At 53.7% G+C, this 13,803-nt stretch carries 14 protein-coding genes and 1 tRNA gene; 14 read left to right on the top strand and 1 reads right to left on the bottom strand.

Going from position 1 to position 13,803, the window contains the following annotated elements; genetic code table 11:
• The first annotated feature begins 18 nt into the window (after positions 1-18).
• The 6 genes from gnd to FCN51_RS20720 are packed head-to-tail and all read left to right on the top strand — an operon-like array spanning position 19 to position 4,255.
• Entirely contained in the window at positions 19-1,017 is a 999-nt protein-coding gene (gene gnd, locus FCN51_RS20745) for a phosphogluconate dehydrogenase (NAD(+)-dependent, decarboxylating) (protein WP_014457450.1), read from the top strand.
• Positions 1,018-1,053: 36 nt separating this feature from the next.
• Positions 1,054-1,941: an HAD family hydrolase gene (locus FCN51_RS20740; protein WP_014457451.1), complete on the top strand. Its 888-nt coding sequence runs from the start codon at positions 1,054-1,056 to the stop codon at positions 1,939-1,941.
• Positions 1,938-2,684 carry a 6-phosphogluconolactonase gene (gene pgl, locus FCN51_RS20735; RefSeq protein ID WP_160256736.1) on the top strand — a complete coding sequence of 249 codons (747 nt, stop codon included), beginning with the start codon at positions 1,938-1,940 and terminating at the stop codon, positions 2,682-2,684. Before FCN51_RS20740 ends, pgl begins: the two co-directional genes overlap by 4 nt.
• Before the next feature lie 16 nt (positions 2,685-2,700).
• Positions 2,701-3,414 (top strand): ribose-5-phosphate isomerase RpiA, encoded by a 714-nt coding sequence (gene rpiA / locus FCN51_RS20730; RefSeq protein ID WP_160256735.1) that lies wholly within the window; start codon positions 2,701-2,703, stop codon positions 3,412-3,414.
• Positions 3,415-3,424: 10 nt separating this feature from the next.
• The gene (locus FCN51_RS20725; protein ID WP_160256734.1) at positions 3,425-4,009 is read left to right on the top strand and encodes a gluconokinase; all 585 of its coding nucleotides are present in this window, start codon (positions 3,425-3,427) and stop codon (positions 4,007-4,009) included.
• 18 nt (positions 4,010-4,027) lie between these two features.
• On the top strand, positions 4,028-4,255 hold the full coding sequence (locus FCN51_RS20720) for a hypothetical protein (RefSeq protein WP_160256733.1): 228 nt from the start codon (positions 4,028-4,030) through the stop codon (positions 4,253-4,255).
• Between the two features lie 21 nt (positions 4,256-4,276).
• Here the strand turns inward: FCN51_RS20720 and FCN51_RS20715 are convergent, their stop codons facing one another.
• Positions 4,277-4,489, bottom strand: a complete 213-nt coding sequence (locus FCN51_RS20715) for a hypothetical protein (RefSeq protein ID WP_014457453.1) — start codon at positions 4,487-4,489, stop codon at positions 4,277-4,279.
• Positions 4,490-4,584: 95 nt separating this feature from the next.
• Here FCN51_RS20715 and FCN51_RS20710 point away from each other — a divergent pair, with 95 nt between their 5' ends.
• The 8 genes from FCN51_RS20710 (at position 4,585) to FCN51_RS20675 (ending at position 13,799) form a co-directional block, all read left to right on the top strand.
• Positions 4,585-5,607 carry an ABC transporter substrate-binding protein gene (locus tag FCN51_RS20710; RefSeq protein ID WP_160256732.1) on the top strand — a complete coding sequence of 341 codons (1,023 nt, stop codon included), beginning with the start codon at positions 4,585-4,587 and terminating at the stop codon, positions 5,605-5,607.
• Positions 5,608-5,691: 84 nt separating this feature from the next.
• Positions 5,692-7,458, top strand: coding sequence for a chloride channel protein (locus tag FCN51_RS20705; protein ID WP_160256731.1), 1,767 nt, complete (start codon positions 5,692-5,694; stop codon positions 7,456-7,458).
• 122 nt (positions 7,459-7,580) lie between these two features.
• A complete protein-coding gene (locus tag FCN51_RS20700) occupies positions 7,581-8,612 on the top strand; it encodes an NAD(P)H-quinone oxidoreductase (RefSeq protein ID WP_003623546.1) in 1,032 nt (343 codons plus the stop codon).
• A gap of 144 nt (positions 8,613-8,756) precedes the next feature.
• A complete protein-coding gene (locus FCN51_RS20695) occupies positions 8,757-9,455 on the top strand; it encodes a YggS family pyridoxal phosphate-dependent enzyme (RefSeq protein WP_003629308.1) in 699 nt (232 codons plus the stop codon).
• Positions 9,456-9,568: 113 nt separating this feature from the next.
• Positions 9,569-11,551, top strand: coding sequence for a potassium transporter Kup (locus FCN51_RS20690; protein WP_003623543.1), 1,983 nt, complete (start codon positions 9,569-9,571; stop codon positions 11,549-11,551).
• A gap of 4 nt (positions 11,552-11,555) precedes the next feature.
• The gene (gene hemW / locus FCN51_RS20685; protein ID WP_160256730.1) at positions 11,556-12,710 is read left to right on the top strand and encodes a radical SAM family heme chaperone HemW; all 1,155 of its coding nucleotides are present in this window, start codon (positions 11,556-11,558) and stop codon (positions 12,708-12,710) included.
• A 44-nt stretch (positions 12,711-12,754) separates the two neighbouring features.
• A complete protein-coding gene (locus FCN51_RS20680; RefSeq protein ID WP_160256729.1) occupies positions 12,755-13,189 on the top strand; it encodes a DUF1489 family protein in 435 nt (144 codons plus the stop codon).
• A gap of 534 nt (positions 13,190-13,723) precedes the next feature.
• Positions 13,724-13,799, top strand: a tRNA-Glu gene (locus FCN51_RS20675).
• The last annotated feature ends 4 nt before the right edge of the window (positions 13,800-13,803 follow it).

Genomic DNA, 13,803 nt, shown 5'->3' with positions numbered 1-13,803 from the left:
ATTAAACAGGAGAACATGATGCAGATTGGCATTGTTGGACTGGGCAGAATGGGCGGCAACATTGCCGTCCGCCTGACACGGCACGGGCACGACGTTGTCGTTTATGACCGCGATACCGCAATGGTGGAAAAAACCGTTGCCCGCGCAGAAGCCGGTCGTGCTGTTGCCGCCAGCAACCTTGCCGATGTGGTAGAAAAGCTGAACGGACCCAAAAAGATTGTGTGGTCCATGCTTCCGGCTGGTGCCATTACGGAAGAAACCGTAATGGCTTTGGCTGGCCTGATGCAAAAAGGTGATATCGTTATTGATGGTGGCAACACCTACTACAAGGACGATATCCGCCGCGCCAAAGTGCTGGCTGAAAAAGGCATTGATTACATTGATGTTGGCACATCTGGCGGTGTGTGGGGTTTGGACCGCGGCTACTGCATGATGTATGGCGGCCCGCGTGAAGCCGCTGATTATATTGACCCCATTCTTACCTCTCTGGCGCCGGGCATTGGTGATATCCCGCGCACGCCGGGCCGTGACCGCGCTGATCTCGACCCCCGTGCAGAACAGGGCTACCTCTATTGCGGCCCAGCCGGGTCAGGCCATTTTGTTAAAATGGTTCATAACGGCATTGAATACGGCATGATGCAGGCCTTTGCTGAAGGCTTTGACGTGATGTACCGCAAGGATTCCCCACTGCTGGCAGAAGATGAACGCTTCTCCCTCAACATGGCGGACATTGCCGAAGTTTGGCGCCGTGGCAGCGTGGTATCTTCCTGGTTGCTGGATCTTACCGCTCAGGCTCTGGCCAAAAATGGTGAGCTTTCTGAATTCAGTGGTGAAGTCAGTGATTCTGGTGAAGGCCGCTGGACAATTGAAGCCGCTATTGAAGAATCCGTGCCTGTGCCGGTGATGACAGCTGCACTGTTCACGCGCTTCCGTTCACGCAGTGGCAACACATTTGCAGAAAAAGTGCTATCTGCCATGCGCTTTGGCTTTGGTGGCCACGTAGAAAACAAGAACTAAAATAACATTTTAGACACAAGGTAGGAGTCGGGAAGTATGACAGATAACGGACAGAACGGACTCAACCCGGGCCGTCCGCCTGCCTCCCGCATCCGCCTTGTTGTGTCTGATATGGATGGCACGCTGCTTACGCCTGAAAAACAGGTCACACGCCATAGCATTGCCGCTATCCAAACTCTCAAACAGGCCGGTGTGCCTGTTTGTCTTGTCAGCAGCCGCCCTCCAGGTGGCATGGAAATGTATTTTGATGTGCTGGGCCTGCACACGCCTTATGGCGCGTTAAACGGTGGCACCATTTTTAATGCAGACCGCACAATTCGCTCTCGCCTTTCATTAGACCCGGAAGCTGTTCAGGAAACACTGGATATGCTCAAGGTGCACGACATTGATGCTTGGCTGTTCCGTGGGCACGAATGGTTGGTAACCAATGCAACCGGCGCTTACGTAGAACCCGAAGCAAAAGCCGTGCGCATGACACCTACCGCCGTGCCATCCTTTGATGATTACCGGCAGGATGTTGGCAAGGTGACCGGATCTTCCGCCGATTATGAAGCCCTGATGCGTCAGGAACTGGAGATCGGGCAGTTGCTTGAAGGCCGCGCCAGCGTAGCCCGCTCCTGCCAATGCTTTTTGGATATCACCCCCAAAGATGCCAACAAGGGCTATGCCCTGCGCCAATTGGCCAGCTTTTATAATATTTCCATAGAAGAAGTGGCCTGCATTGGGGACATGAACAACGATGTGCCCATGCTCTCCATTGGTGGGCTTTCTATCGCCATGGGGCAGTCAAAACCGGAAGTGGCAGAAACAGCGCATTTCGTAACCGCCCCTAATTCGGAAGATGGCTGGGCCAAAGCTATGGAACAGTTTGTATTGCCCCGCGTGGCTCCTATCTCAGACACGGCAGGAAAGACAGTATCGTGACAGAACAGAATACCGCCAACGGTGCCCTGCACATTTCTGCAACACGAGACAGCCTGATGCATGATCTGGCTGATTGGCTTGTAAAACAGACACTCCAGCGCCCGGAAGCACCCTTCCGCATCGCACTTAGCGGAGGCAGCACACCGCAGCACCTTTACCGCCTAATGACAGAAGAACCCTATGTCAGCCGCTTTCCGTGGCAGCGCATGCAGTTTTTCTTGGGTGATGACAGATTTGTGCCGCACGATCATGCAGATAGCAATTATGGCATGATGCGCCGCCTACTGTTTTCCCGCGTGCCTGTGCCTGCAGAAAACATTTTTCCCATGCCCGACAAAGGGACAGCAGAGCAGGCTGCCAAGGAATATGAAGCAACCTTGAAACAGATCTATCAGGGAGATGCGCTACAGGCAGACAAACCACTTTTTGACGTGAACCTGCTGGGGTTGGGCACTGATGGCCATACAGCCTCACTTTTCCCCGGCCAGCCGGTATTGCAGGAACGTACCGCATGGGTTGCCCCTTGCGTGCCGCCCGTTGCCCCACACACACGCCTGACACTGACATACCCAGCCATTCATGCCAGCCGGCATGTTATTTTTCTGGTAGAAGGGGCGGACAAAAAAGAAGCCGTTGCCCGCGTGAGAGCGCAAGACCCCGCCTGCCCCGCCAGTGCCATTACCAGTGCAGGAGATCTGATCTGGTTTTTAGATCAGCCAGCCGCCTCAGCACCGCAGAACTAACAGGATACAAACAGGCATGACCGCAACACCGCCCGATCCCGCCGCCGCCTTTAAACAGCAGGCTGCCATCAAGGCCGCATCCCTTGTGCAGGATGGCATGGCCGTTGGCCTTGGCACGGGTTCTACCGCCAAATTTGTTGTTGCTGAACTCGGCCGCCGTGTGCGGGAAGACGGGCTGCGTATCCGTGCCATTCCCACATCCAGTGTTACGGAAAAACAGGCCAAAGAAGAAGGGATTCCCCTTACGACTTTTGGGGAGCAGCCTGAGCTGGATATCGCCATAGACGGGGCAGATGAAATTGAACCCCGCACCCTCAACCTGATTAAAGGTCTGGGGGGCGCTCTGTTGTGGGAAAAAATTGTTGCCTCTGCCGCAAAGCAGTTTGTTGTGGTGGCCGACGCCAGCAAATACGTGGATCATCTGGGTGCAAAATGCCCCCTGCCCGTAGAGGTTATTCCTTTTGGTTGGGAAAACGTTGCACGCCAGTTGGGTGAATTGGGCGCACACGTCACACCACGGCGTAACCGTGATGGATCTTTCTATCTGACCGATGAAAAAAACCTGATCATGGATTGCGTATTTGGCCCCATGATGGAACCAGAAAAACTGGGCCGCTCCATTCTGGAAATTGTTGGCGTAGTTGAGCACGGGCTGTTCCTGCATATGGCATGCCAGACCATCACCGCAGGGCCAGAAGGCATACGCATCCTCACCCCGCAACAGGATTAAAATATCACCCATGCCACAGAATGCTTCTGCCTACCCCACAGACAGCACACTCCCTACCCAACCGGCGGCGCAGGGCATCACCCGGCACCTGCTGGTTGTTATGGGTGTATGCGGGTCTGGCAAAAGCACTGTGGCCGAAGGCCTGCATAATGAGTTGGGATGGCCGTGGCTGGATGCAGACAGCCTGCATGCTCCTTCCAGCATTGAAAAAATGGCTCACGGCATCCCACTTACAGATGAAGATCGCCAAGGCTGGCTAACACGCTGCCATGCTTGGTTGGCAGAAAAACAAAAAGCCGGAACAGGCGGTATTCTTGCCTGTTCTGCCCTCCGCCGCACTTATCGTGATCAACTTCGGCAAGATGGTGTAAAACCTTTATTTATCTATTTAAGCGCAGATACATCTATTCTGGCACAAAGGCTAAAAACACGGCCCGACCACTTTATGCCAGCCTCCTTACTACCCAGCCAGCTACAAACATTGGAGCCACCACAGGCAGATGAACAGGCTCTCACTTTTTCCGTGCTGCCTGAACCTGCCGAGGTGATTGCTGAAATTCTAACGCGCTTGAGAACTCTTCCCTCCAATATGTAAACGCTACGGGAGAAGATAGTGGGACATAATTACGCTAAACCGCTTACATCCGGGCAGAAAATGGAGCGCTTGCTCACACGTATTCCACCGGGCTGGCATATTGCTTTGGAACGTCAGACTGATGAAGCCACATGGCGCGCGCTCACACACGCACCGGATAAGGAAGGAAGCTGGAGTGCCCCTCATGCAGACCCGGCAGATGCGCTGGAAGAGGCATGGCGCAACAACCGCTCGGTGCTTGTATAATTTTTGCACGGAGCGCAGCAGCTAACGCTCTGCTTTTTCCGATGTCACCTTGCGGTACGGTTTACCGGTGAGGCTATTGATTCTCACCTTACGGGGTGGTTTAGGCGTTTCATCTGGCACAACGTGGCATGGCACACCTTCGGCCTGCCGTGCCTTTGCAAAGCGTTGAGCATGTGAAAGCTGAGATGCCTGATAAAGCAGTTTATCCCCCAGCATAACCTTGTGCTTCCGCACGCTCTTTCCTCCAATGCTTCACCATATCCGCGTCAACATGGTGCTTGTGGTGCATTTATCTGTATCCTATCGTATATAAAAATAGGATACATTCCATGGCTTCATTGCTGACACGTCTTTGCTGCTCCACCCTGCTGATTACGGGGTTAGGCTCTTTTATTGCCCCTGCCGCCATGGCACGCAGCGTTACGGATATGAGCGGTCATACCGTTGAGATCAAGGATGACCACCCACCCATTGCAGACCTATGGTTTGCCCATAACGAAATTTCCGTCATGCTGGGGGCAGCAGACCGCATCCGGGTTTCTGCTGAAAACCCGGTAGATAGCCCTTGGCTGTTCAAGGTCGCACCTGTCATGAAAAACGCCCATACGGGTGTGCGGCCAGATACCGCCAGTGCAGAAAATCTGCTGGCTCTCAACATCGGTCTGGCTTTTGTGCCAACAGCCGCAAAGGCCGAAGAATTACGCAGAATGGGTGTGCCCACTTTATGTGCGGAATATACAACTCTGCCGCAAATGCTAAAATCCATAGACATGACAGCCCAAGCACTGGATACGCCAGAAGCCTCCAGCGCGGCTCAGTCGTACAGGCAGGATATGGAAGCAACGCTTAAGCAATTAAGCACCCGTTTAGCCAATGTACCCACCAAAGATCGCCCGCGCGTTTTGCATATTGCGCGCCTGAACCCGTTGCAGATTGATGGCACAGACACGCTGATAGACGCTTGGATACAAACCGCTGGTGGGCAAAATGCCGCTACGGTCAGCGGTAACCACCGCCCTGTTTCTTTTGAGCAGATTGCTGTGTGGAACCCGGATGTCATTATTATCGGAGCCTCCGCAGGCATGCCAGATGCGGCTTCTCCCCTAAGATCTCTGGCTGCTTTCAAAAACGGACGGGCATGGATAAACCCACGGGGCGTATTTGCGTGGGACAGATACGGAGCAGAGGAACTGCTGCAACTCCAATGGGTTGCACAAAAACTGCACCCAGATCTTTTTACAGATACCGATATGCACAAGGCCACACAGGTCTTCTATCGCAAGTTCTTTCATTATCCGTTAACAGATCAGGAAGCTGATCTTATTTTGGCAGGAAAACCGCCTGCTCCATAACCTACATGCATCATATCTCATAAAAGTGCATGACACTTATGTGATGTGTTGGACGTTGCTCAGCCGTCCTGTTATGTCCGATCCATGACAGGATTGCTGGACCACCTGCGCACTCATAAAACACCTGCACGCCTTTTGCTGACCTTACGTGCCTTGGTGCGTACGGACTCTCTATGGCTTGTTGTGCTGGCTGTTCTTATTGGTCTGTTGGCTGGCGCTGCCGTCAGCCTTATGACCAAAGCAACCTTTCTGGTTCATCAGATTCTGGCTCCCGGTCATTCCCGGCTTTCTGGCCTGCAACACATTACGCCTTTGCACGCCCTGCTGGTTCCCATCTTTGGGGGATTGTTACTTGGATTATGGAATCTCGCCCTTACACGCCAACGCCATCGGCCTGTAGACCCTATTGAGGCCAATGCCCTGCATGGCGGCCGCATGAACCTGAAAGACAGCCTGATTGTTGCCGGGCAAACTGTTCTTTCAAACGGTTGCGGTGCGTCTATTGGGTTAGAGGCCGGTTTCAGCCAGATTGGTGCCGCGTTTGGCTCTCGCATTGGGCGAAACCTCCGCATGCACCGTGCAGATATACGCCTGTTGGTAGGGTGTGGTGCAGCAGGCGCTATTGGCGCTGCGTTTGATGCCCCTCTGGCAGGAGCTTTTTACGCATTTGAACTGGTTATTGGCTCTTACGCCTTTCCCTTACTTGCACCTGTCGCATGCGCATCTCTCTGCGCTTTGGCTGTTGTGCATCTTGCCGGAGCCAATCTGCCAGAACTTTCTCTTATATTGCCACAAACCATTCCACCGCTGGCATACCCGTTCCTCATACTGCTGGGCATTGCCACAGCTTTTATCGGCGTTGGGCTGATGAAAAGTGTGACACTGACGGAATCCCTTTTCCGTCGTATTCTGCCCCCTCTTTGGTTGCGTCCGGCAGTAGGTGGATTACTGGTTGGGTTACTGGCTCTGATTTCCCCATCTGTGTTGTCTTCTGGGCACATGGCCATGCGGGAAGGGCTGATTATGCCCCCTACATTATGGCTGGCCATAGGTCTACTTCTGCTAAAAGCTCTGGCCTCCACCATTTCCATTGGCAGTGGCTTTCGTGGTGGTCTCTTTTTTGCATCGCTTTATCTGGGCGTTCTATCGGGAGCAGCTTTTACGGGGCTTACAGCACCTCTTCTTTCTCTGCCCATTACGCTTTGCACCGTTGCTGGCATGTGTGCGCTGGCAACAACCATTATTGGTGGCCCCTTCACCATGATTCTATTGGCGCTGGAAACAACTCACAGCGCCAACATGACAGCAGCAGTAGCGCTGGCAGCCATTACATCCTCCCTCACCACACGGCGTATTTTTGGTTACTCCTTCACCACATGGCGCTTTCACCTGCGTGGAGAAAACATTCGCTCTGGCGTAGATGTTGGCTGGATGCGTACGCTCACCGTGGGGCAAATGATGCGCACGCAGGTCGATACCCTACCGGCTGAAACCCCCGTGGCCCAAGCGCGCACTGCGTTTACGGGCCGCGCACCCCGTTACATTGTTGTGCTGGATAGACAGCACCATTGCATGGGGCTGGTTGAGTATGCGCAAGTCCAGTCCATGATAACACCAGCCAATCAGCCCTTACAAAACCTGCTGCCGCCAGACAGCATGGTTCTGGCGCCGGAAGACAGTCTCTCCTGCGCTTTGGCTGCATTTGAACGCACAGGCTTGCCCGCTTTGGCTGTGACAGACACAGACCACAATGTGCTTGGCATACTGAGTGAACGCTATGTTTTGCGCCGCTATGCAGAAGAACTGGAACGCACCCGCCGAGAGCTCGCCGGAGAAAAACACCGGCGCTAGCACATCACAAACCAGAGAAAACTGTTAATTATAGCGTGGACGTGAAGTTGCATACGTTATCCATACGGTATGCAGCCACGTTAAATGCTTTTGGTTAACCACTACAGACGGCGGAATTATCTATGCCTGCTCCCACCCTTCTGCCTTCCACCATGAAAGCCATCTGCTTTACGCAGGCAGGCGCACCCGATGTCCTGCACCTGGAAACCATTCAGGTTCCGCAACCCGGCCGAGGAGAAGTGCTGGTACGCGTGATGGCTGCTGGCGTAAACCGGCCGGATATCATGCAGCGCAAAGGGCTTTATCCACCTCCGCCCGGAGCCAGCCCAAGGTTGGGGCTGGAAATAGCTGGAGAAGTTGTTGCACACGGTCTGCCGCAAGAAGGCGTTACAATGCCCGCTATAGGGAGCCGCATATGCGCTTTGGCCAATGGGGGCGGATATGCAGAATATTGCCTTGTGCCTGCCGGGCAGTGTCTACCTTGGCCAGAGGGCTTTAACGCCATAGAGGCCGCGGCCCTGCCGGAAACCTTTTTTACCGTGTGGTCCAATCTTTTCATGCCCACCATGCTGCCTAAAAATGCACGGGTATTGATCCATGGTGGCAGTAGCGGCATTGGCACAACTGCTATTCAGCTTGTTAAAGCTTTTGGTGGCACACCTTTTGCAACGGCCGGAACGGATGAAAAATGCGCTTTGTGCGAACAACTGGGTGCGCAGGCCATTAACTACAAGACGGAAGATTTTGCCGAACGCATTGCGGAGCTCACCAAAGGCGAAGGCGTAAACGTTATTCTTGATATGGTGGGTGGCCCTTATTTTGAGCGAAATCTCAAAAGCCTTGCCTTCGATGGCAAGCTCATCATTATCGCACTGCAAGGTGGCGCAAAGGCCGAACAGGCCAATCTGGTGCGGATTATGACGCACCGGCTTATTGTAACAGGCAGCACGTTGCGCCCACGTGACAGCGCCAGCAAAGCCCGCATTGCACAAGACCTGAAAGCAAAAGTCTGGCCTTTGCTGACCAACCGCACAATACGCCCACTTATCCATCAAACTTTCCCATTGGCACAGGCTGCGGCAGCGCATCAGGCAATGGAAGATGGACACCATTTGGGTAAAATTATCTTAACAGTCGATTCTCTTGCAGTATAAAATTGCTTTTATACTAGGCATCCTTCAGGCGCTTTAGGCCAAGACCTTCTAGGCGCCTGAAAAGACTATCTTCCCACCTCAACATAGGTATGCGGCGTTTGCGGCACTTGACCAAGTGCACATCTTCAAGAATTTTGACGCCTCATGGAAACACCATCCACCCTTCCCTCATCTGTTCTGGCGGACCGGCTTGCTGCCGTTCGCCAGAATATTGACGCATCAGCACACGCAGCAGGCCGGGATCCCGCCTCTGTTACGCTGGTTGCCGTTTCCAAATTCCATCCGCTTGAAAGCGTGCAGGAAGCCCTTGCCGCAGGCCAGCGTGTGTTTGGAGAAAACCGGGTGCAGGAAGCCGCCAGCAAGTTTCCCGCCCTGCGGGCAACTTATCCTGACCTCCGATTGCACCTAATTGGCGGCCTGCAAACAAACAAAGCGCGTGATGCGGTGCGCATTGCAGACGTGATAGAAAGCCTGGATCGGCCAGAACTGGCAGAAGCCCTGCTCAAAGCAGCGGATAAAGAAGGCCGCCTGCCTAAGCTGTTGATTGAGGTCAACACAGGTGATGAACCCCAGAAATTTGGTGTCCCGCGTGAAAAAGCAGATAGCTTTATCCGCACCTGCCGCCAACAGTTTGGGGACAAACTGCAAGGCCTGATGTGCATTCCGCCCGCCATGCAAGACCCTGTGCCGCATTTCAGGCTTTTGCGCAGCATGGCGCAGGAACATGGGCTCCCTGTTATTTCCATGGGAATGTCTGCCGATTACCCGCAGGCCATTGCCGAAGGGGCAACTCTTGTGCGTGTTGGCACCGCAATTTTCGGTCCGCGGCCACCTTCTCCCTGATTTTCATTTTCTGGGTGGAGGCCAGTATGCCTTGCTTCCACCTATCTGCGCCCTTTATGCAGGGCGAACGGGGCAACGTGCCCCTGCAAGACTGACGTGGAGCCAGAGACACCATGACTGACCCCGCCAACAAATCGGCTGGTTCTCCCCCTACAGGAGATCAGCCGCATGTGGCTTCAGCGCCGGAACCGCGGCGCATTACGGAATTTGACGCCGACCAACCGCAGCACGCTGCCGCCCCTGTTGGCTTTGCCGCTCTGCTGGGTGTGTTGGGCGTTGTGTATGGTGATATCGGCACCAGCCCACTTTACGCCTTCCGCTCTACGGTCGAAGTTATTTCGGGCCACCATCAGGTAGCCCCGTGGGAAATTCTGGGCGTTGCCAGCCTGATTTTCTGGACGCTGATCCTGATTGTCACGGTTAAATACGTCATCCTGATCATGCGGGCGGACCATAATGGTGAGGGCGGTATCCTTGCCATTATGTCCCTCGCCCAACGCGTGGTTATCAACCAAAGAACCCGATGGATATTAGGGCTGGTTGGTATTGTTGGGGCCTGTCTGTTTTTTGGTGATGGCATTATTACCCCTGCCATTTCCGTGCTTTCCGCCATTGAAGGCGTGGAAGTGAGCGTGCCTGCGGCGCATGACTTTGTGATACCCGTAGCCATATTGGTGATTATCAGCCTGTTCAGCGTGCAGTGGATTGGCACAGGCAAGGTGGGCACCATATTTGGGCCAATCATGCTGTTGTGGTTTGGCACATTGGGTGTGCTGGGGCTGATGGAAATTCTGCATCACCCAGCTATTCTCATGGCGCTTTCACCCACCTATGCGCTGGAATTCATCTTCTACCACGGCAAGCTTTCCTTCCTGGCTCTCGGTTCTGTCGTGTTGTGCGTTACCGGGGCGGAAGCTCTGTATGCTGATATGGGCCATTTTGGCCGTGCCCCTATCCGCTATGCGTGGCTCTTCTTTGTGCTGCCCATGCTGGTGCTGAACTATTTTGGGCAGGCTGCACTGGTAATTTCTGACCCCAAAGCCTTGGCAAACCCCTTCTTCCTGCTGTGCCCTCACTGGATGCAGGGGCCAATGGTGGTGCTTTCTACCTTTGCCACTGTTATTGCCAGTCAGGCTGGTATTTCCGGCGGCTTTTCCATCTGTCGCCAGTTGATCCAGCTAGGCTATATGCCCCGGCTGCGCATCACCCACACCAATGCAGAAGAAGAAGGTCAGATTTATCTGCCGGACTTCAACCGCTTCCTTGCCGTTGGGGCCGTGCTGCTGGTAGTGGCTTTCCGTAGTTCGGATGCGTTGGCTTCCGCCTATGGTATTGCGGTTACGGGCACGTTCATCTGCACTTCCATTCTGGCCATTGTCGTTTTCCATCGCCACTTCAACTGGCCAGCATGGAAAGTGGGAGCCATATTTGGTGGCTTCCTGCTGCTGGACAGCACCTTCTTTGCTGCCAACGCCCTTAAAATTCCTGATGGCGGTTGGGTGCCAGTGCTGCTTGGCTGCGTGCTGACCCTGATGATGACCACATGGAAAAAAGGCCGCAGCCTTATTATTGCCCGCCAGCGACAGGATAGTCTGCCTATGGGGTCCTTCATTGCCCGGCTTCCGCAATCCCGCATCATCCGTGTGCCCGGCATGGCTGTGTTCATGACCAGCACACCAGACTTTGTGCCTCCGTGCCTGCTGCATAATCTGCGCCATAACAAGATCCTGCATGATCACGTGCTATTCGTAACCGTGCAGAACCTAGATCAGCCAGAAGCAGAACGTGGACACCGCGTGGCTGTGGAAGAACTGGCCCCAGATATCTACCGCATTGTGCTGCGCTACGGGTTTATGGAAATGCCCAACATCCCCCGCGCGCTGGAAGAACTGAAAGCCAACGGTGTGGATTTTGATGCCCTTCAGGCATCCTATTTCACATCCCGCGAACTGATTACCCGGTCTTCTGTGCCGCGCATGTCGCGCTGGAGAATGTCGATCTTCCTGTTCATGCTCCGCAACTCTACCTCCAGCATGGAATTCTTCCGTATTCCGCCGGATCGTGTTGTGGAACTGGGCGTGAAAGTGGCTATCTAACACTGTGGAACAGGACGCACTCGCCCTTTACATCCACTGGCCATTCTGTTTGGCCAAATGCCCGTACTGTGACTTCAACTCACACGTACGGGCAGAAATTCCACAGGCGCGCTTTGCGCAAGCCCTCCGCACAGAGCTTGCGCATGAAGCCAACCGTTTGGGGCGCCGCCGCCTGACATCTATCTTTTTTGGTGGTGGCACCCCTTCACTGATGGCCCCGCAAACGGTCGCGAACCTGATAGATGATGCCACATCTCTATTCGATGCGGCTCCCAACCTTGAAATTACGCTGGAAGCGAACCCAACCAGCGTAGAAGCCGAAAGGTTGAAAGATTTCAGGCAGGCCGGAATCAACCGTGTTTCCCTCGGCATTCAGGCCCTGAATGATGAGGCTTTGCATTTTTTGGGCCGTCAGCACTCCGCCACACAGGCACTGGCTGCGCTGGAACTTGCACGTTCATTGTTCCCTCGCATTACGTTTGACCTGATTTACGCCCGCCCCAACCAGAGCGTGGCAGCATGGAAAACGGAGCTAGAGACAGCGCTACAACTGGTGGCAGATCATGTCTCGCTCTATCAGTTAACCATTGAGCCCGGCACCAAGTTTGAAGCCCTTTACCGGCAAGGCAGTTTTAGCCTACCGGATGAGGAAACAGCCGCCGCACTTTATGAAACCACAACGGCCATTACGCATGCACATGGGCTGAATGCGTATGAGGTTTCCAACTACGCCAAACCGGGCAGTGAAAGCCGCCATAACCTGACATACTGGCATTATGGTGATTATCTGGGCCTTGGCCCGGGTGCGCATGGGCGCATTACGCTAGATGGCCAGCTTTATGCCACACGCAGGCACCGTGCACCCGAACCGTGGGCTGAGCTTGTAGAACGCACGGGTTCTGGCCAGACATCTCAGGAGTCGCTTGTACCGCAGGAACGTGCGCGAGAAATGTTGCTGATGGGCCTGCGTTTACAGGAAGGCATTGCACTCAGCCACTTTCAGGCACGCACAGGCCTGCAACTGACCGAAACCCTAGACCCGGTTATTCTGGCGGCTGCGGTGGAAGAAGGCTACCTTGTGCATACTCCTACCCATTTATACGCGACAGAAGAAGGCCGATTGCGGCTAGAAGCCCTATTGCACGCGTTGGTGCTTTAAAAATAGAGCCTTGTCTGGCGTAAGGAGCACACTACATTGAAAAAATGCTTAATCTGATCAAGCTGGCTGTCGGCGTTGAATCACTCGAAGATCTGAGTGAACGGTTAAAACAGCCATTCAATACGCGCAGCCACCCTGATTATGATACGCCCCTACCTGTGGTGCATACGCGTTCTTTTCCCAAGCAGAAAGATGCCCTTCTGGATGGTGGTTCGCTTTATCGCGTTATCAACGGGCTTATTTTGTGCCGACAACCTATTCTGGATATTCAAACCACAACACGGGCTGATGGTACACAGGGCACACTTATCTTGCTTTCCCCCAAGATTATTCCCGTAGAACCCCGCGCCATGCGGCCATTTCAGGGATGGCGGTACCTACAAAGCCAAGATGCACCCGCTGATTTACAGGCAACCGAAGCGCAACCAACAGGCTTGCCCCTTTCTCTGCAGAAAAAATTGTTAGAGCTTGGCCTGTAAAATCTTCCCTACCATCCGGGAATAACAGCGCGGCCGGTATAAGGAAGATTGCAAAACTTTACCTGCCCAAGTTCAATCAAACATGATGCATACACACCATTAAGCTGCTGAATGACCGCTCTACCTGTATAAGGTGCAGCGCAGAATGTGATGTTTCCTGCTGTAATTGAACATGTATAATATGCATCGCTTCCCAATAGTAACGGCATTACGGCCTTTCCCGTAAAAGGCTTACTGCAAAATACAGGATGCCCAGCCGTAAGCTGACAGACCGCAATATTATGCACGCTGCTTTGCGCAAATGCTGCTACCGTAACTGCGCAGACAAAGTAACAAACCGTTAGGCCTTTTATGAAATGCTTGATTGGCATGTGCGTTTGCTGGCCTTAATCGAAATTCATCATGCCATTTTAACCAGAACAATCAGTTGGCATATTCTGGATAATTATTTTTTCAAAAACCTCCACAAAAGTCCATTTCCAGCCTTGACGCCCCCCAGCATTATCTCTACAAAGCGCCTCAACACAGCCTCTTGTCCCGTTCGTCTAGAGGCCTAGGACACCGCCCTTTCACGGCGGCAACACGGGTTCGAATCCCGTACGGGACGCCAAGTT

The organism is Acetobacter pasteurianus, assembly GCF_009914215.2.
GTDB classification, from domain to species: domain Bacteria; phylum Pseudomonadota; class Alphaproteobacteria; order Acetobacterales; family Acetobacteraceae; genus Acetobacter; species Acetobacter pasteurianus.
The sequence above is the reverse complement of the archived record's forward strand: the minus strand, read 5'-3'. Positions and strand labels throughout refer to the sequence as shown.